This is a genomic window from Silvimonas sp. JCM 19000, from assembly GCF_054652575.1.
This window is the reverse complement of record NZ_BAAIHC010000024.1, coordinates 47,995-66,552: the sequence shown is the minus strand read 5'-3', so window position 1 is coordinate 66,552 and position 18,558 is coordinate 47,995. Positions and strand designations below refer to the sequence as shown.

Genomic DNA, 18,558 nt, shown 5'->3' with positions numbered 1-18,558 from the left:
GTGGATACTTACAAGGCAATGTTTTTGGGAATCTGTAGAAATGAGGAAATTTGGCCTGAACAAGTGGCATCAAATTGTGTTGTTGCCCAAGGGTGAAGAGGGTGATCCCCGTAAACAGGTGAGACCAATTTTCATAGCGATTGCTGTGATAATAATGGTGATCATATTTGTTCTTGTTTGAGCCACTTGCATGCAACGCCCACCTGACTGGTGGGCGTTGTTGCTTGTGCTGTTTGGGGCTGTTTGGCAGGACCCGAGGCATCAGTATCGACCGCTACCTTGCTGTTTACCTTGTCGGGCGGGTACTCGGACAAGGAGATTTCGCGGAGCAGTAACGGGGTCAGGGAATATGATCCGTATAGGGGGCGGTACATCCAGGTTCTAGCAACGCTTGTCCTCCTAAGCCGAACAAACCAGGATCCATGTAAAGGTCTTCGCGAGGAATTGGCGGCACATCGCGAGAAATTAAAAATTACATTTCAAATCCATCGGCCTATGATAACAAAGGGCCTCGGCAATGAGCCTATGACAATAACAGGATGGATATTTATCAGAATATTATTGACGGGCGTATTGCGTCGTTTATGAAGCAAATTGCCGATTTTGAGAAGCAGCTAGCTGAATGTGAGCGTAGATATGGAAAAAAATAAAAAGTTGAATATTTCAAAATTGAAAAATAAGATAAATTCAATCTTTGAATTTATTGAAAACAATGTAGACCTGAAAGAGGTTGATGTGAATGAAGACTATTATTGGTCCATTCCGAGGACATCAATGTTTGATGTCCGAAGCCAGAAGGCCGAGGTCGTCATAGGAAGCCTCCACGAAGACATTGAATTTTTAAATCTTGACGACGATGACGAAGAGCTAAGTCCTATGATGCTCATGCATGCAGCACCAGTCCTGTTGTATTTGGCTGCTAGCATGCAACTGAAGAATGAGCAGTCAGACTGCTAATTCATAGTTGTGTCCTGCTGCAAAATGATTATGCAGAGCCCCGACTCATTTGGTACTTGCTAGTGCACCATCCAAACAACGCCCGCCAGGGTGGGTATTGTCGTGTGTGCTGTTTGGGTCTGTTTGGCAGGAGCCGAGGCATCAGTATTGGCCGCTCCCTTGTCGTTTACTTGCCGGGCCGATTCACATTGTGCAGTTGATCCACGCGAAAGACGCTCGTTGGCATGAGCATGGATCTATTAGGCAGTTATGGATATGCCGTGGCCATCGTTGGTATCGTCGCAGTACTGCCGTTGAGTCTATATACACCCGCATTACTCAAGAGATTTCGAGTAGCGGAGAGCTAGCTCATCGCTAATTGCTATGCAAGATATCCACTACTGCCGGAGCTATCCGTGCGGCCTGACTGGCCAAGGGTCTAGCGAGAAGTCGATGTGGCGCGTCTCTTCCACCAGGCTCGCCTGAATTGCTTCCAAGCCTCCGACCCGGCTGCCAAGATCGTGCATGTCGCAGCTTGCGTCGCCCGCCCCGACGCTGCCGCACTCCACCGGCTCGACAGCGCCGGGGCGCCAGCCTCGGTCGGTGCAGGCGACATAACGGCCCGCCAACTGCCGGACATGTTCGATGTCCAGCAGCGCCGAAATGTCGGGCAATTACGTGGCGAAGAGACGCCCCCTATATCAAGCCCTCGCCGCGATGAGCTGATCGATCGCGTCTTGCGCGACGGCGTCCGGCTGCGCGTCTGAGCGCCAGGCGATCACCCCATCCGGGCGGACCAGCGTTGCGCCAGCGTCCTTGATGCCGAATACAGCTGCGAAGGGCTGATCGTCCGGAAAGACGAAATCTTGCCCGACCAGGACGGAGGCCACCTGTAGGCGCCGCCCCCGCTCGATCCATGCGCGATTGGCGGACAACAGCACGTAGGCCCTGCCGAACAGGTCAAGCGTCGAGCGTGTCCGGCTCGCTCCCTGCTCCCACACGTGCGGAGCCCGCGTGCCGGGTTGGCCGGCCCATTCCTTGGGCGTTGCCGCCGCCGGCAGCTCCAGACCCGCGCCGACGACGGCCGTCGACCGGTTCAGCTGGCCGAACTCCATCGCATCGTTAGCAAGCAACGGCTCAGGCTTGAATGTCGCGGGGGCCCACTTCGCATAGTCGGGGCGCGAGAAGGTTTGCTGATGCCGCAGCCACCCGATCGCATGACGTTCGGCGTGGTAAGTGTCGAGGAGCCGGTCGGCGGCCATTCCCTGCAGAACTGCAGCCAATTTCCACGAGAGATTCCAGACATCGTCGATGCCGGTATTCGCGCCGAAGCCGCCTCGGGTCGGTGGCAGCTGGTGTGCGGCGTCGCCCGCCAGGAACACGCGTCCCTCGCGGTAGCGATCGGCGATGCGACCGGCGAGTTCCCAGCGACCCGTCGTGATGATCTCGAACGGCAGTTCACGGCCAAGCGCTCTGAGCACCGCTTCTTTGAGCTCGTCCGTGTCACGCTCTTGATCATCGTCGAACATCAGTACCCAGCGACCGTCGCCGTAGGTGGTGAGAAACGCATTGAATTCCGCCTGCTTGATCTCGAACTGTTGTGCGCCACGATCCAGTACGGCGTCAGCATCCGGGCAGTGAAACAACACGCTGCGCAATGTTCGCAGATGACCGACGCCACTCTGTGAGATGCCGAGACCGTCGCGGATCATGCTATTGGCGCCGTCGCAGGCGATCACCCAATCTGCAGTGATTATCTCCTCGGCGCCGTCATTGCGGTGGCGCACCGTCGCCGTCGCGCGGGCGTCGTCCTGAATCAAGGAGATCAGTTCGACACCGAGGTTCATCTCGGCGCCGGCCTCGAGCGCCGCTGCGCGCAGGATGGGCTCTAACTTGTCTTGTGCGATCGCCGCACCCGTGCAGGGCGACAGAGCGGCGCTGCGCTGGGCCGGTTCGCCGGGCGTCCACTCAGTTTCCGCAATCCAGTCGCTGAACAGCGTCGCGACAGTCACGCGGCGGAGGCGGGCGCCAGGATCGGCCTGCGGGATGCGATCCGCGATGCCGCAGGCGCGGTAGTGCTCCAACGTAGTTTCGGTGAAGCCCATGGCACGCGGATGAGAGGCGCTGCCGCGATGCTTGTCGATCAGAAGATGGGGGACGCCGTGATGGCGCAGAAACAGGGAAGCGGATAAGCCGACGAGGCTTCCGCCGACGATGAGAACAGGTACATGGCGCATGGTGAGCGTCCTTTGATCAAGATGCCGAGGCAACGGCGCAAGGACGATTGTCGAACCAGCCCGTAAGGACGAGGCGGTAGCCACGATGGCTGCGTAACCTGATCTACGGGAGGAAGGCAAGCGTCCACCCGTCGTGGTCCGCGGCCCATCAGGGGCTGGAATTGAGCTTGGTACTGAAGACCAAGCCGACCGGGGCTCACCACGCCGGTCCACCTTTTTCGACGGCGCAAGCTTAAAAGATTATTCACCACGCTTCAAGGTAGAGCTGCGGCCCCCCACGGGTCGTTCGGCGCCGACAGACGAGCGCCCCAGCCGTAGTGATCAGGCGCATGACAAGCGCCACTGGCACAAATCATCTGGCACTTCGTCGGGAGTCGAAACCCAACGCCTGATGCTGCTTTCAAGCCAGGAATTTTTTGTTTGCGTAATATCAGGCGGCCATTTTATTGGCGAGCAAATCGTGTTTTATGGCACGCGTCGAAATCCAGACCATGCGATTGATAACGGCATATATTGCCGAACAGCTACAAACTTTGTTTATTCCGACCGTGCCAAATCTGGTACCAAAAGCACTGCAGTGGGACCGCTTGAATGGAGATGTCAGTTCACGATGGACAAATTTCGAGTTGACTTTAATGAGATGGTTGAGCTTGATCTGGTCCTTTTTTCCGTGACGGATACCAAAATCAATGACCACGGAATGCCCGTCACGGTAGCGGCAGGAATGGAAGTGTATTTATTCATGCCGGATTCGAATGATTTGGGGGAGCCTGAAGACCTCGTTGCCACCGGGCGTATTGAAATCAATTCGATCCCAGGCTGGGGAAGCGATGTCAAATGGTGTTGCCGTATTGATTCGAAAGGCATAAATCATCTGTCGGATAGAGACCAGATCGAGTAGTTATGTGTTCGGCGCAAAGCTTCCATCTGGGCGATGCGTAACGCAGTTTGTATTGCGCTGAAACTCCACGCCCGCGTCGAACGTGTTCAACGTATTGCCTCATGCCCCTGCCCGGTCACGCGGCGGCTGGGCGCTCCGCTTCCCAGAGAGCATGCACATGGACAGCTTCCATGGGTGACATAAACGCAAGGGCGGTTAACGCGGGCGGCCGCCGCTGCGTACACAGCGAGTCGCTTCTGAAAGTCGGTGAGCAAGCCAGGTTCACGCATTGCCTAAGCCATCTGGCCGAGGCGGACAGCTTTTGGACAGAATAATAATCGTTTCATGAAAGCATAAATAACCCGCTCGAACAGGCCGGTTACTCGGCGTCTACTTGACAGAGTGTGAGGTGAGAAATGCGTAAAACGATTCTTTCGGCCGCTTTTGTCGGCGGTATTTTGCTGTCTGGGTTCGCGAATGCTTCGGTGTCTGGAGAAATTGATGGCGCGGAATGGGGCGCGTGGGAAACCCTTTACAATTATGAGGATGGCGATTACGGCTCCTATCAAGGTTACGACTATGCGCTTAATCTTTCGGATGCAGCGCCCGGTTATAACGTCACGATTAACTACCAAAGCCAGTCTTTGGGTTATCCCGATAATCAGGTCATTGATGGATTCGAGATTGAACAGTTAATTACGGTTTATCCCCCCGGCTATCCGGACGGAGTGCAGGTGATAGGTGGGTTCTACCAGATCTATGACGCAAGCGGATTTTCTGGTTCATTTACACAGTTTCTGACTCCTGGCACTTATCTGGTCCTTGTTGATACCCATATGCCTACCTTTGGCAAGCTGATGTTGAACAATTCGATTGCCGCTGTGCCAGAACCAGAGACATGGGCGCTTTTGGGAATGGGTGCAATTGCGCTCATCGCACGCAATAGCTCACGCAAAAAGCTTAGTTAACAGCGCAGAAAAAGGCCAAACATCGAACCGATGCTTGGCCCTTTTCATGGTTTGACGGTGATTTAGCGGGGCGGGCCTATTAGAACCCGTGCAATTCATTCAAGAACAAATCACTGGCTTTTTAGGAAAGGCGAGAAGGCTTATAGTGGGTATTTGCTAACAGAATATATGTCTATCGAGGGCTCAAATTTCTCGCTGCCTACTACAAGTCTATTTGGATAGCGCGTTCCTGAAGTGTCGCTACTATAAATAGCGCATAACGCTGCGGTCCACCGTATGCCACGTTATAACGGTTTGAGGCACCAATGACTTCCACAATGAGACCCGGAAAAGCGAACCCTCAGGTCACTTCTTTCGTCCGGCGGGAATGTCTGCTTCAATCTCGCATTGGCGCGTAACGGGCTGGCATAGTCATAATTGAATAACCGCTGCCGCAACAAATCGGGTCTACATTGATGAGTTTACCGTTGGTTTTAGCGATCAAGAATTTCTTCGGTATTTTCGCGCTTACGCCATTCGAGCACGCTCTACTTGAGCGACTGAGCGAGGCGTTAGATTTGCATGGTCGTACCATTCTTGCCGAACAGATTTCCCGCTTTACTACCGTTCGCAGATTGCTCAAGCATATTGATGAACCTATGTCATATGGCTTTACAAACTTTCATACCGTGCGTTTCGGCAAGAACATCACCGACATTTGCCAGACCAGGCGATTCGAATACATTGGGCCCGAAACACTGTTGGCGACGGCGAACGTACGCTTTAAAGGTGGGGAGATGGAAGTGCAATTCTGGCTCGTCAAAGGTGTGCTTTTTTGCCTGGAATATCGCTCGCCCCAAAAAATTTATTACCCCAATGGTGACTTTCACATTGAATCGGTCGCCGTCTGGCCGCTGGCCGGAGCATGAGCAGCCAATAGCGATTAATTGAAGGGCCGGGGCGGGGGGCGATAGGCAGTTAAATAAGAAAATACGCGGCAAAATGTAAGCGGAACGAGATAATGCCGTGCTGCCGGGTCGGCGGTGTATCTGGTTCTGCGATGGGCTGCATCGCTTTGCGGGCGGCATGCACAGTCTCTTGGCAAAAAGTTTGGGTTGAGAAATTCAGTAAATGTGGCCCTCGCTGTTTTTTGCGTACCAATAATTAATCTTTTGATATATCCAGATGCGGCCGTACATGGCTGGCGTCACCATTGAGGTAAGCTAGCGGCTTTCCATTGCTGCCAGATTTCCAGCAAACTCTTCGTGAATTGGCGAAATGCAGAGAGAATTTATGGATGATTGGGACGTTTTGACCGAAGCCACCATTGACGCTATTCGGATTGAGTCGACGAAGCAGGAAATCCGGATTGATGTGACATGTAGGTGGCAAGGCGAGAAGCGCAAGCAAATTGTTGCCCAAGGGGTTGATGATTTCGTGGTCGACGATATGCGGCTGTCAAATATTATTGACCGCGTTACGCGACTCGACGCTGGCGGCAGTCAGGAGACAGAAACTGCAAGGCGCTTATTCTTTATGATGCGGGGGCGGGAGCCCGATACCAGCGATCTGCAATGGCCCGTGCTCCTGGAAAAATTGGACCGTATCCGGACGGGGGCTCTGATTTTGATGGAACTTGAGCCTGTCTACGGCGCCACCGTGTTGGTGTTGGCAGAGCGCGTTCAATTGCTGGCAATTGAGGGCTAAATGCCTTGCTTGCGTCTGGACAAATCGCCGCGCCAGAAAATGATATCAAGATCAACCCGCCACACGCCTTCGCTCATCGCCAACTCGTCTGCATAGTTCTGAAATTGTTTGCTCACTGGCTCTTCAAGGTGAATTACTCCTTGCCAGCGCGGAAGTTTGCCTCGACCGGCCTTTTGCTTTAGTTCACGGGCCACGTGGCTATCAAGCGGCACTTCAAAGAATTGACCGATCTCAGATAATTGAAAGTCTTCGCAAACCCATCGATTGTAGAGACAATCCCGCAAAAAAATATTAAGAAACTTACGTGCAGCGCCCCATTTCAGGCCGACCTCATCGCAATACTGCTTTGTGATCGTATCCAGCAATTCTGCAAACTTCTTTGCGTCGCAATTGATAAATTGGCTGAGGTCGATCTGCGCAAGAAAGAGACGAGCAGGCGCAATGGTTCCCTTTTTAGCCATGCCGCGTATGGTGGAAGGTCCGATCGCTGAGTTCGCAATTCGGCAACGAAGTTTGTTTCGATACTCGTCTTTCAAAACGTACTTTTCTGTCAACGCATACTCCTCGAGTCAATGCCCACCAAAACATGATGCCTACCGTCGTCCGATGGCAATTCCGGGACGATGCCACGCTTCAGGGCTAGTTCATCAGTTTTGCCATCCGCCCATGCCAGACGACGATCTACGCCTGAAACCGGGTAACGGTGACGGTTAATAAAACTCGCAATGACCTCACCGTGTCATCACCGTTTCAATACTTTGCTCCTTGCGCGTATCCAACGGAAAATAGCTGATTTCACGCTTGTTGAAGTCAGTTTTTTTCAGATCAATCATTCTTAAAGAGCGATTGAACATGGTGTGATAGTAATAGCGCAATGAAGCTGTATCCATTGCACTGGTCCATTGCGTGGAGCCTATCGTTTCATCTTTGGGCAGATTTGCTTTGGCATCCGTGGCGCCTAGTGGGATATCGAAGTTATCCAGAATCCGGAATGCTTCATTGACCGCTTTATATCCAGTATCCGGTTGGCGCACGGTATTGCGCAACGCGGCGGCCCGGACAAAGCGCGAGGGCGGGGTGTAGTCGCCGGGCAGCCCGACCATGCCGTTGCCCGCGCCAAAAGGTGCCAATTCCAGATCGCCCACCTTGATGGCCTGATTGGACTGCGGATGCAAGCCGACGTAATTGCGCAGATTGGTCAGATGCCATGGAAACTCGGGCGAATTGGTCAATACGCCGACCGGATCGTCATAGATGCTGAGCGAGCCGTGGGTATATTCCAGCACGATGGTCTTGCCGCTGCGGTCAGTGATCATGAAATGCACCGGCGGCGCGATGCCATGAAACGCCTGCAGAACGACGTCAGTCACGATGACGCCAGGCATATTTTTCCGCACCTCTTCGATGGTGGCGAAGTTGCTTAATAGCCAGGTTGGTACATCGGTTATGGCCAGCGTCTGATCTGCTTTGGCGGGATCATATTTCTGGCCCTCTTCAAAGCCGGGCAAGTACAGCGAAGACACGGTCAAACCTTGCTCATTCATGCCATCGGTGATTACCGGTGTCTTTACCAGGTTCAAGCCGACGATGCCGTATTTGCCAGTCCATGCCAACCCGGCCTTGCCATCCGGGGTGGCGCCTTTAAAAGCATGCTTGCGCGGCACCACCATCACCTCGGAATCAAGGTAAAAGGTGCCCCATTCCATGGTCCGAGCCTGGATGGCAGAACCATCTTTGGCAACGAGCGTGATGCCGGTGCATGCGGCGGCAATATCCGCGATCGGAAGCGTAACCAGTGCGGCGAGGTAAAGCCAGCTGGCGATGGGGTGGATTTTACGTTTCATGTACGTGCTCTCCAGAACGGGTGATGCCGGAGTGCGGACACGCCAGCTGTTCTGAAGTTGAGTTCACCACTTCGGCAATAGCAAGAATCTGAATTATCTGTGTGAGCAATATTTGACGAACATCAATAATCGGCTAAGTGCAGACATGTTGTGGACAGCAACAGATATTTTGCAGAAAGTTTTGTTGGTTTGGCATGGCGCTGCGCATACAGAAAAAACGCTGGCGCGGTGCCGAGCAAAGGCCTTGTATGGCCGAAGGCGGGCGCCAGGTCGCTGGCCGCGTGCTGGCGAAATTTGGGGCGATGTTGAGATATCCCTGGCTGAGGCCGTGAATAATTTGAGATAGATCAAAGTTACTTGATATTTTCAAATAAGTTCGAGCGGATTAAGCGCAGGCTGGAGACATCCGCGCGCTGCCGGTCATCAAGTGCAGAAACCTCAGATGCTGCAGCGCTCTCCGCCTGGCTTGCAATGCCGGGCACGCTCGCATCGGAGGTGTGCCATGAACTACACCGCAATCACCGTTCTGCTCGGAACGGCACCGTCCCACCATCGCCTGCTGGAGGTCGTCTCGCAACTGGCGGCGACATTTTCTGCCAGCGTGACCGGCGTGATCGCCAATCAACTCGAGCCGCCGTATGGCGACGGCTTGGGCGTGATTGATCCATTTGCCTGTCGGCGCGAGTCCCGACAGCGCGAAGCGGTTGATGCCGAGGCCGAATTTCATCATGTGCTTGAAGAACAGGTTCCGCGCCGCCGCTGCTGTATTGAGCTGGACGTGCCCTCAGTGGCCGAGGCGTTAGCGCGGCATGCTGCGGGCGCCGATTTGCTTGTGGTGCAGGCGGGCGACCTGGCCGGGTTCGGCACCGCTGGCCTGGTGCTCAGTGATCTGGTCATGCAGGCAGGAAGGCCGGTATTGGTATTGCCGGCCGACTTGCCGCCGGTGTCCCTGGAGCGGGTGTTGGTGGGCTGGAAAGACACGCGCGAGACCCGACGCGCGATTGCGGACGCATTGCCGCTGTTGCGCCAGGCCGGCCATGTCACGCTAGCCGAAGTGGTCAGCGATCAGGGCGTGCCGGCGGCGCGCAGCCGTTTGATTGATGTCGCTGCGTGGCTAAGGCCGCATGGCGTCCACGCGCATTACCGCATCGTTTCGGCCAACGAACATCAATTGCTTGCCTTCGACGATCTGATCAAGGAAATCGACGCCACCCTGATCGTCGGTGGGGCGTACGGTCATCACCGGGTACGGGAATGGGTGTTGGGCGGGTTTACCCGTGACCTGTTACTGCGTGGCGAACATTGCACACTGGTTTCACATTGAGCCCGGGAGCCCATCATGACTTATACGTCGATCATGGTTCATCTGGCCGCAGGTCAGGACAACACGCCGCTATTGCAGGCTGCCGCTTCACTGGCCCGGCGCTTTCCGGCCCGGCTGATCGGGCTGGTTACCGGGGTCAACCCGGTGGCTGTCATGGGCGGGCAGACTGTGGACGTGCAGCCTTCCGCCCAGAAAAAAGCATGGCTTGAGCAGCAGTTCGCCGCGCTGCAGGCGAACATGGAGGCCCACGCGGGGCTGCCCGCAGACCGTATGGAATTGCGCTGCAATCACGAAGCGGTGCCAGCGCTGGAATGGATCTGCCGCGAGGCGCGCGCTGCTGATCTGCTGATCTGTGCCGCGCCCAATCCCCGCAGCGTAGCCGCATTGGACCTACCACCTGGCGAACTGGCGATGCACGCCGGTCGGCCGGTGCTGATGGTTCCACCCACGCTTCGGGAAATCGCGGTCAGCCGCGTCATGGTTTGCTGGCAAGACAAACCTGAAGCGCGGCGAATCATTGCCGATGCGCTGCCGGTCTTGTTGCTGGCCAGCGCCGTTACCGTGGTCGAAGTGAGCACCGAAGCCGAAGAAGATGACGCCAGAAACCGTCTTCGCACCGTGACGCACTGGCTAAGAACACATGGCGTACGCGCTGAGTACAAGCTGGAGCACAGTGGCGCACCGCACGCGCCCACCCTGCGCAAGCTGGCGCTGGATGTGGGGGCCGACCTGGTCGTGGCAGGGCTTTATGGGCACAGCCGCGCGCAGGAGTGGGCTGCCGGCGGCGTAAGTCGTGATTTTCTGCTGCGTTGCGAGCAGTGCGTGCTGTTGTCGCATTGAACGGCACGCATAGGCCGACGGGATCAATTCAGGGATCAAACCATGGATCATTTTTTGCGCTACCTGTTCTTTGCCGCCGCGCTGGGCGTCGCATGCCCCGATGCGCGAGCCGCAATGATCTCGTTGGACCAATTCGCACATGTACCGGCGCAGCCGTGGACCGGCGAGCCCTATGTCTATAAGGGCTTGGCGTTCAGTTTTGGCGCGATGGGCTATGGTCAGGCGGGCGTAGATGCCTATTTTGGATACACCATCACCGTGGACATGCTGGCCGGACCCGCGGTGTTTGGTGGCGTCAGTCTTAATACCCAGCCGCTGGATTGGTATCAGACGCCGACCGAAGCGGTGAGTGTCACCGGCTACCGCCACGGTATTGCGGTGGGCAGCGCCCGCTTTGCCTTGCCGCCCGATCGCACTTTCCGCTTTTACGCCTCGCCCTTCAGCGTGGCCGTCGACAGCCTGGAGTTTGTTGGCGGCGACCATTTTGGCACCCGTTATTCGTATTGGGCCATGAATGCGCTGGATATCAGCCCGGTGCCCGAGCCACCCGCCTATGCGCTTGCCCTTGCGGGTCTGCTCACGCTGGCAGCTACCCGCCGCGCCCGCCGCAGCCATATGCACCGCCAGCTCCGCGCGCCAGCGTGGGGATAAGTGGCATCCGATGTCGCGGCAGGCCGGACTTTAGCCGCTGCGCTTGCCCTGCAAGGCATTGGGCATGGCGAATCGCTGCAAGAATGCTATGAAGTATTAGCAACTTCTAATTAATTTTGCTTCGCGCACTTTTACAGCGAAGAAAAAGGGCATCGTATGCAGCGTTCCACCCGTGTCTGGCTTGCCCTGTTGCTGCTCTTTACCATCCGGTTAAGTGTCGCGCAGTGCATAGGCGTGGTCACGGCGGGCGGCGGCAATCAGTTTTGGCAAGAAGTGGGGCGCGGCGCGAAATCTGCGGGGGTACATCTGGGCGTGGAAATCTATTTTCGCGGCCCGTTGGACGAAATGCATCCAGAAGCGCAGCACAAAATCATCGAGGCCGTCAGAAGGCAGCAATGCCAGGCCATAGTGATCGCGCCCAGCAGCGGTGCCGTTAACGCTCAGGTTCAGCAGTTCAAAGAGCAGGGCATCCCCGCGGTCTATATCGACCGCGACCCCGGTGGCGCAGCCATCCAGGCTTTTGTTGGCACCGATAACTTTAAAGCTGGCACCCGGGCAGGTTTGATCATGGCGGACAAGCTGCATGGGCGCGGCACGGTATTGCTGTTTCGTATGCAAGAAGAGGTCGCATCCACCCGTGAACGCGAACGCGGATTTCTTGAAGCCGCGCGTGCGAGCGGCTTGCGCGTGATTGTGGGCCCTTACATCGGTTCAGATGTCGGAGCGGCCAGGCTGAAGGCGGCCAATCTGCTTTCTTCGCTGGCTGAACCGGTCAACGGTGTATTCACGCCGAATGAGTCCGTCACCCTGGCGATGCTTTCCGCCCTCCGTGGCGAGCCCGGCTTGCTGGCAAGTCACGAACTGGTTTTTATCGGCTTCGATATCAATGATGAACTGGCGCGAGCCGTCATCCGTGGCCAGATCACCGCCTTGTTCGTGCAGCATCCGTGGCTCATCGGCTATCAGGGCGTCATCGCCGCGTACCATGCGGCAGCAAACGATCCGCCTGCACAGCTGATCCGTGTTGATACTGGCGTCAACGTGATTTATCGGTCGGACCTGGTCAAACGCTGATCAAAGCGCCGGCCTGAGCGGGCCACGACAATCGGGCTCGGGCGCGACCCGGCAGGCGCGGACCAGACGGCACGGACGGCCGTCGATGCAAGGGTCAACCCGTCAGCGATAGTGCAGCCGGCTGATCAGCGCGCAGCCGCTTTCGACCAGATCGTCTTGCGCATCCAGCTCCGGATGGGGGCCGAATTTGGCCAGAATCGCGTCATGCAGTTTGTGCGAGTTCTCATAGCAAGTCGCACCGATCTGGGTGAGTAAATCGTCGGCTAGTGCTGCGCTTTCTGCCGCTTTGGCTTGATCCGTATTCTGCCGCAGCGTCAGCACCGCGCTGGCCATGTTCATCGTCTTTGCCACGGCCTGGCTATATTGTGCGATGGCAAATGTCAGCACCTGTTCGGTATCGTGTTCAGCGGTCCACGGCAAGGTCTGCGGCACGCCGGCCAATATTTGACGCCGCAACATTTGCAAATCATCAGACGGTGTGGCCGTCACCGGGGCATCGGCTGCATATCCCATGCTGGCCACCCACACTAAAAGCGGGACAAGACGTCTCATCAAGCAGAACCATACCGGGCAGATGGGCAGAACTATAGACGAGATGGACCGTTCACGGCATGTCTGGCGCGCAGGTGATCAGGGCCCGCAATATGCGGTGTTCCAGGTCCGGTGCTGCTGGCGCCTGCGAGGGCTAAGGCACTAAGGTCCGCTTAATGGCACCAGCCATTGCACCGTTCTGCTGGCCACCAACTGCGCAAGCTCGTTTTCATAGGATAGGCGATAGGGCCGTGGAAGCTCTTGCTGCAGCCACGTCTCCCGTGTGCCGCGCCACGTCTCGTAAATGACCACTACATCGGGCTCGTCCAGATTGGTATGCAAAACGGCGTTCACGAAGTCCGTTTCGTGGCTCATGGTTTTGACCAGGCTAGCGAGCCGCTCAACAAACAGATCTCTTTGCCCCGGTCTGGTCTCAAAGCGAATCAGTAAAACAATCGTGTTATTCATTGCGCGGGCGCTCCGTTTAATCACGGTGGATGGGGCAGGCAATAGAGGGACGAACCAATTGATTCGCAATCCGGACGCAAACCGGATGCGCGGATATCTGCTCAATTACATTAGCCGCGGTACTGATATGCGGCAGCATCGCGCAGCGTAGCCCTGCCCCAAACCGCAGACAAGGCCGCCCCGCGATGACGGTTCGATAAAACGCAAGCCCACGCCATCCCGCGTGGGCTGCGCTGCCGGGCCGCGGTATCAGAAATCGGTACGCACGCCGGTTAACAGGGCCGCGACGGTTTGCCCGTTATGCGCCACCAAAGAGCCCGATGCATTCTGGAAAACAAATTGCTGTCCTGTGGTTTCGCCACCATTGCGCAACGTCACGCCAGATAGATAAACCCGCGTTTTTTTGCTCAGATAATCCACCAGCGCCAGCGAGTATTGCTGGCCGGTCAGGCCTGATACGCCAAGAATGTCATGCGATTGGCTGTACAAACCTTGCAGTTCCAGCTTGGGGGTCAGCCAGACATTGCCGCTCAGCACAAAGTTGTTCCAGTGGCTGTTATGCGTGGTGGGGTCGACGTTATCGATATGCTCCCAACCCGCGCCCAACGCATAGCCAGCGGCAAAGGTATAACTGGCCACCAGCTGCGCCCCTTCGGTGCGCGCGCCGGGCGTGACATTGCCGCTGCTACTGCTGCTGACCACCTGGCTATCGGCGCTGGCGAGGCCGCTCAGTTGGGTAAAGGTACGATTTCTGGCGTATTGCCAGCCTAGTCCGGCGTTAAAACCGGCGTGGTTGTACAGGGCGCTCACCACATATACCGGCGCGCGCCCGGCGGCGGTGGGGCTGCCGTCCATGCCGTAGTTGCTGCGGAATTGCAGACCGTTCCACACCGGCGTGTCCCACGACAAGCTGTCGTTCAGCCGGGTCGAGAGTTGCGAGAAAGTGGCGTTTTTGCCTTTGTAATCAAACGAATCAAGAAAATCGTCAAACACCGGCGACAGTCTGGACATGATCAGCATCGATTTGTAGCCGGTATCGTAATTGCCAGCGCGGAAGATGCCGTAAGTCGGGCTGCTAAAGCCGATATAAGAGTTGCGGCCGCCCCAGGTACTGCCGCCGTAGCCTTTGGGATTAGCGCCGTTCACGTCGGCAGTGCCGGCGGAGGCGAGGGCGGATTCAATCTGCCACAGGCCGGTCCAGCCGTTGTCCCAACGATCTTCGCCCTTGAAGCCGATGCGGCTGATCGAATCCACCACCCGCGCATGGCCGTTGGCGGCCGGGCTGTTGGTGCCGTAAGTGCCGTAGTGATCATATTCGATATCGCCACGCAGGCTGCCGTACAGGGTGACATCGGCAAAGGCGGCGGGGGCTAGCGGGCTGAGGCACAGGGCCAGGGCCAGTATTTTGTTTTTCATCTGCTCTATACCTTGAAAAGCGATTGGCTGGTCGCCTCCACGCAAGTGGCGGGCGGCGACAGGTACGCGCTGATGTCATGCCAGTGGCTTGCCGGCCTTTGATTTATTGAGCGCGCTGCAAGGCATGCCGGCTTGCCTTCAGCGTTTGATGCAGGGGGGGCGATGTAGGGTTTATTCAGTGCGGGGGACGGGGGTTGGCTTAGTGCACGACCAGGCTGACCCACAGGTGCGAGAACGGCATCACCAGCACCAGTGCCGGGATCATATTGGCCACCGGAAACGGCTTGATACCGCAGATGCGCAGGCCGGTTGCCAGCATGATCAGACCACCGACGGCAGAGAAGTCGGCCATCATGTCGGGCGTGGTCAGTGGCAGGATCAGCACCGCAAGGAAAGCCAGAGCCAGCTGCAAAATCACCTGCGGGATGGCAATCGCGGCCACGGCAAAGCCGAGCGCGGTGGCAAAAATGGCCGAGGTGAACAGATCAAGAATGGTCTTGATATAGAGGATGGACGGATCGCCCGTCATGCCCTCATGCATGGCCCCGAAAATGCCGGTGCCGCTGGCGCAAAACAGCACCAGGATGGCGACAAAGCGTTCGGTAAATTCGGCATGGCTGAGCGTGGACGAAGAGGGCAGAAAGCGATCTACCAGCCCGCGCGCGGAGCCAGCCACCCGGCCTATATGGCGTTCCAGATGGATCAGTTCACCCAGCGCTGCGCCGATGATCAAAGCCAGCACCACGGCCGGCATGAACTTGACCTTGGTTACCAGCACAATGCCCAGCCCCATCGAGGCCAGGCCAAAGGTTTGCGGCAATGCCGTGCGCAGTCGCTCGGGCAGACGTTGCCCCAAAAAGCCCCCGGTAAGGCCGCCCAGAATCACGGCGGCGCCGTTTACATACGGTCCGATCATGGTAATTACCCTTTATCGTTATATGCGGTTGTTGCTCGACCGCGGGCGAGGGCGCTGGCGCAGCGGGCCCGGGCATCCAGGCCGGTTTGCCATGCCAGCGCCGTGCCGGCTGGCGTCAGATCGGCGACCAGGGCCAGATTAATCACCCTGGTCCGCCAACCTTAGTTCTGCTCAAAATCGGGCAGAAAACGCCGCACATCTACTTGCATGAATTTCGAGCGTTCAAAGTGATGCTTGAGATCAAACGGCACGGTGCAATCAAAAATGGTCTTGCACGATTGCCCCACCTGACGGATCGACGGGCTGAATTCCGGAATCTGGGACGGATCCAGTGGATGGCAGCGCACGCCGGGGATAAACACGGTGCTGACGTCGCCCTGGTAACGCGTTTGCATTGCCCACAGCACGTCGTCGGTATCGAAAATATCCACGTCCTCATCCACCAGAATCACGTGCTTGAGTTCAGGAAACGCCGAGAACGCCAGCAGTGCGGCCTGGCGCTGACGACCCTCGTCCACAGCGGCGGCTTTGCGGAACTGCATGATGGCGAGGAATTTGCCGCCGCCCGACGTGTGCGCATAGACATTGCGCAGCTTGCCGGGCATGGCGCGCTCCACCATTTGCAGAATGCTGGCTTCGGTGGGGATACCGGCCATGTTCACGTGTTCTTCGCCGGGGCCGACTGTAGTTTGCAGAATCGGGTTGCGCCGATGGGTGACGGCCTTGACCTTGATGATGGGCAGCGCGTCTTTGGCTTCGCCGGTATAACCGGGGAATTCGGGCATCGCCTTGCCGGTATCGGTGTTCTGGTCTTCGCGCACTCGCACATTTGGCAGCAATTCGCCTTCGATCACGATTTCGGCATGGGCGATGGCGCGCGCTTCGATGCTGAGGCAGGGTGACAATTCGACCGGACGGCCGCGGATGGCACCGGCGACATTCAGCTCGTCAAAACCTTGCGGGGTGGTGGGCGGCTCAAAGCAAGCGGCAATTTCGATAGCGGGATCGACGCCGATGCTGATCGAAATCGGCAGCGGTTGGCCCAGCGCCTCGGCCTTTTGCCGGAACACTTCGATATGCCGACCCGGCGTCAGCCACATCGACAATTCGTCCCGGCTTTGTACGCACAGGCGGTGTATGGTGATATCCCATTCTTTGGTTTCGGGGTCGGACGCGTAACACAGGCCCATGGTGATATACGGCCCGGCATCTTCCGCAGTATTGGTCGGCGCGGGCAGCAGAGTGCGCAGGTCAAAGCCAGGATCGCTGGCCAGATGCACCACTTCCTGGCATTGCGCTTTGTCCGCGCCCACCAGCACCGGCGGAATCGGATTCTGTACTGCATCTTTCAGCAAAAAGCCCAGCTTGCGCGGCTCGCAACCCAACAAGGCACCCACCCGTTTACGCGAGCCGACCACACCAATCACCACGCGATAGCCCGGAAAGCCTTTGACCTGGTTAAAGATCATGGCCGGGCCGTTTTTGCGGGTGGGGCGCTCGCAAGTGCCGCCGGCGCCCACGTAGCGATAAACGCCAGACAATTCGGCTTCGGGGTTCACCGGTGTGTCGGTTTCGACCAGCTCGCCCGGCAAACTGGCCAGCAGTTGCAAGGCAGAGCGCAGATCATGCACATCGTTTTTTGGATATTGCTGTTCGGACATGGTTTTCTCCAGAAAGAACCGGCTAATTCGGTCGGAGGCCAATATATGCCCGGCAATAATTGCGTAAAAATACTGTTTTGATAGAGAGGCCAAACCAAAAAGATATCCCCCAGTGCAATTGATCCATATCAATAACGCGCGGATATAAAGCAGGTATTCAAGCGTTATTGGAGGAAAGGCAAATGGATTTAAAACGACTGAAGTATTTTTGTGCGGTGGTGGAACAAGGCACGATTTCACGCGCGGCCCGCATCCTGAATATTGCGCAACCGCCGCTGAGCAAGCGCTTGCAGGAGCTGGAAGAAGAAGTCGGCGCACCGTTATTTCTGCGTGGAACCAAAAAGATAGAACCTACGCCAGCCGGTTATCATTTGTACCGCCGCGCTTGTGAAATCCTGCGGCGGGTGGACGATGCGGCGCGCGAAACCGCGTTATTGGCGCGGGCTGAAACCCGTACGCTGCGAATTGGCCTTAGCCATTTGTATCAGAATTATTTTGAAAGCCTGCTGCTCGAAATCCACCGTAAAAATCCGGATAAACAGATTGCCGTTTCAATTCTTGATTCGAGCAATCTGGAATTGCATTTGCGCAATGGATTGATCGATGTGGCGCTGATCCAGAAGCCGGAGCACACCCATGGCTTTGATTGCATTACCTTCGCGCCGGTGCGCACGGTGGCGGTGTTGCATCAGTCCTTGTGCCAGGACGCGGCAGCGGGCGATGTGCCAATCAGCCTGGCCGAGCTCGCCCGCTGGCCCCTGGTCTTGCTCAAGCGCGCCGAAGGCCTCGGCACCTTTGACCGACTGCTCGACCTGCTGCGCAGCGCTGACGCACAGCCGCATGTGGTTGCACATGCCACGCAGCCACGCGCCATACTCGGCTGGCTGCAAGCCGGCATGCAGGCAGCCACCCTGCTGCCCGAATCCGAGCTGCGCGGCTGCAATTTAAGTCATTGCATCCAGCGGCCGTTGGCGCCTGGCGTCGATCTGTTCTACCCGGCCATCGTCAAACTAGCGCAGGCGTCCGGTCTGGAAGAAGTGATGGAGCTGGTGGGCCAGCATAGCCCGCTGGCAGTGCCGGCGTGATGGCGCTGGCCCGGCCCAAAGCAAAGCAGGCGGCTGTGTAT

19 protein-coding genes are annotated in these 18,558 nt (G+C 56.9%); 11 read left to right on the top strand and 8 right to left on the bottom strand.

The window, feature by feature from the left end:
- Together ACYQ1A_RS17945 and ACYQ1A_RS17940 are read left to right on the top strand one after the other, a co-directional pair.
- A partial coding sequence (locus ACYQ1A_RS17945; protein ID WP_499364140.1) for a hypothetical protein occupies window positions 1-181 on the top strand: 181 nt, incomplete at its 5' end.
- Window positions 182-636: 455 nt separating this feature from the next.
- Complete coding sequence (locus ACYQ1A_RS17940) at window positions 637-957, top strand: hypothetical protein (protein WP_499364136.1); 321 nt, start codon at window positions 637-639, stop codon at window positions 955-957.
- Window positions 958-1,637: 680 nt separating this feature from the next.
- Here the strand turns inward: ACYQ1A_RS17940 and ACYQ1A_RS17935 are convergent.
- Window positions 1,638-3,173: an FAD-dependent monooxygenase gene (locus tag ACYQ1A_RS17935; RefSeq protein ID WP_499364133.1), complete on the bottom strand. Its 1,536-nt coding sequence runs from the start codon at window positions 3,171-3,173 to the stop codon at window positions 1,638-1,640.
- A 133-nt stretch (window positions 3,174-3,306) separates the two neighbouring features.
- Between ACYQ1A_RS17935 and ACYQ1A_RS17930 the strand changes: the two genes are divergently transcribed.
- The 4 genes from ACYQ1A_RS17930 (at window position 3,307) to ACYQ1A_RS17915 (ending at window position 6,707) form a co-directional block, all read left to right on the top strand.
- Entirely contained in the window at window positions 3,307-4,074 is a 768-nt protein-coding gene (locus tag ACYQ1A_RS17930; protein ID WP_499364131.1) for a hypothetical protein, read from the top strand.
- Between the two features lie 395 nt (window positions 4,075-4,469).
- The gene (locus tag ACYQ1A_RS17925; protein ID WP_499364129.1) at window positions 4,470-5,021 is read left to right on the top strand and encodes a PEP-CTERM sorting domain-containing protein; all 552 of its coding nucleotides are present in this window, start codon (window positions 4,470-4,472) and stop codon (window positions 5,019-5,021) included.
- A gap of 455 nt (window positions 5,022-5,476) precedes the next feature.
- On the top strand, window positions 5,477-5,929 hold the full coding sequence (locus ACYQ1A_RS17920) for a hypothetical protein (protein WP_499364126.1): 453 nt from the start codon (window positions 5,477-5,479) through the stop codon (window positions 5,927-5,929).
- A 349-nt stretch (window positions 5,930-6,278) separates the two neighbouring features.
- Window positions 6,279-6,707 (top strand): hypothetical protein, encoded by a 429-nt coding sequence (locus ACYQ1A_RS17915; RefSeq protein WP_499364124.1) that lies wholly within the window; start codon window positions 6,279-6,281, stop codon window positions 6,705-6,707.
- Here the strand turns inward: ACYQ1A_RS17915 and ACYQ1A_RS17910 are convergent.
- Together ACYQ1A_RS17910 and ACYQ1A_RS17905 are read right to left on the bottom strand one after the other, a co-directional pair.
- Window positions 6,704-7,261, bottom strand: coding sequence for a hypothetical protein (locus ACYQ1A_RS17910; protein WP_499364122.1), 558 nt, complete (start codon window positions 7,259-7,261; stop codon window positions 6,704-6,706). The two genes, ACYQ1A_RS17915 and ACYQ1A_RS17910, sit on opposite strands and share 4 nt — an antisense overlap.
- Window positions 7,262-7,438: 177 nt before the next feature.
- Window positions 7,439-8,551, bottom strand: a complete 1,113-nt coding sequence (locus ACYQ1A_RS17905; RefSeq protein ID WP_499364120.1) for a linear amide C-N hydrolase — start codon at window positions 8,549-8,551, stop codon at window positions 7,439-7,441.
- A gap of 502 nt (window positions 8,552-9,053) precedes the next feature.
- Between ACYQ1A_RS17905 and ACYQ1A_RS17900 the strand changes: the two genes are divergently transcribed.
- From ACYQ1A_RS17900 to ACYQ1A_RS17885, 4 genes are all read left to right on the top strand, one after another.
- Window positions 9,054-9,875, top strand: a complete 822-nt coding sequence (locus ACYQ1A_RS17900; RefSeq protein ID WP_499364118.1) for a universal stress protein — start codon at window positions 9,054-9,056, stop codon at window positions 9,873-9,875.
- 15 nt (window positions 9,876-9,890) lie between these two features.
- Window positions 9,891-10,715, top strand: coding sequence for a universal stress protein (locus ACYQ1A_RS17895; protein ID WP_499364116.1), 825 nt, complete (start codon window positions 9,891-9,893; stop codon window positions 10,713-10,715).
- A 42-nt stretch (window positions 10,716-10,757) separates the two neighbouring features.
- Window positions 10,758-11,366, top strand: a complete 609-nt coding sequence (locus ACYQ1A_RS17890) for a hypothetical protein (RefSeq protein ID WP_499364114.1) — start codon at window positions 10,758-10,760, stop codon at window positions 11,364-11,366.
- Window positions 11,367-11,522: 156 nt separating this feature from the next.
- Complete coding sequence (locus ACYQ1A_RS17885) at window positions 11,523-12,440, top strand: ABC transporter substrate-binding protein (protein WP_499364112.1); 918 nt, start codon at window positions 11,523-11,525, stop codon at window positions 12,438-12,440.
- 102 nt (window positions 12,441-12,542) lie between these two features.
- Here ACYQ1A_RS17885 and ACYQ1A_RS17880 read toward each other — a convergent pair whose 3' ends face one another.
- The 5 genes from ACYQ1A_RS17880 to ACYQ1A_RS17860 all read right to left on the bottom strand — a co-directional run bounded on the left by ACYQ1A_RS17880 (window position 12,543) and on the right by ACYQ1A_RS17860 (window position 17,432).
- Window positions 12,543-12,899 (bottom strand): hypothetical protein, encoded by a 357-nt coding sequence (locus tag ACYQ1A_RS17880; RefSeq protein WP_499364109.1) that lies wholly within the window; start codon window positions 12,897-12,899, stop codon window positions 12,543-12,545.
- A gap of 234 nt (window positions 12,900-13,133) precedes the next feature.
- The gene (locus ACYQ1A_RS17875; protein ID WP_062225391.1) at window positions 13,134-13,439 is read right to left on the bottom strand and encodes a putative quinol monooxygenase; all 306 of its coding nucleotides are present in this window, start codon (window positions 13,437-13,439) and stop codon (window positions 13,134-13,136) included.
- A gap of 249 nt (window positions 13,440-13,688) precedes the next feature.
- Entirely contained in the window at window positions 13,689-14,855 is a 1,167-nt protein-coding gene (locus ACYQ1A_RS17870; RefSeq protein WP_499364107.1) for a porin, read from the bottom strand.
- A gap of 199 nt (window positions 14,856-15,054) precedes the next feature.
- Window positions 15,055-15,771, bottom strand: a complete 717-nt coding sequence (locus ACYQ1A_RS17865) for a DUF554 domain-containing protein (RefSeq protein WP_499364105.1) — start codon at window positions 15,769-15,771, stop codon at window positions 15,055-15,057.
- A 161-nt stretch (window positions 15,772-15,932) separates the two neighbouring features.
- Window positions 15,933-17,432: a UbiD family decarboxylase gene (locus ACYQ1A_RS17860; protein WP_499364103.1), complete on the bottom strand. Its 1,500-nt coding sequence runs from the start codon at window positions 17,430-17,432 to the stop codon at window positions 15,933-15,935.
- A 182-nt stretch (window positions 17,433-17,614) separates the two neighbouring features.
- Here ACYQ1A_RS17860 and ACYQ1A_RS17855 point away from each other — a divergent pair, with 182 nt between their 5' ends.
- Window positions 17,615-18,517, top strand: coding sequence for a LysR family transcriptional regulator (locus ACYQ1A_RS17855; protein ID WP_499364101.1), 903 nt, complete (start codon window positions 17,615-17,617; stop codon window positions 18,515-18,517).
- The last annotated feature ends 41 nt before the right edge of the window (window positions 18,518-18,558 follow it).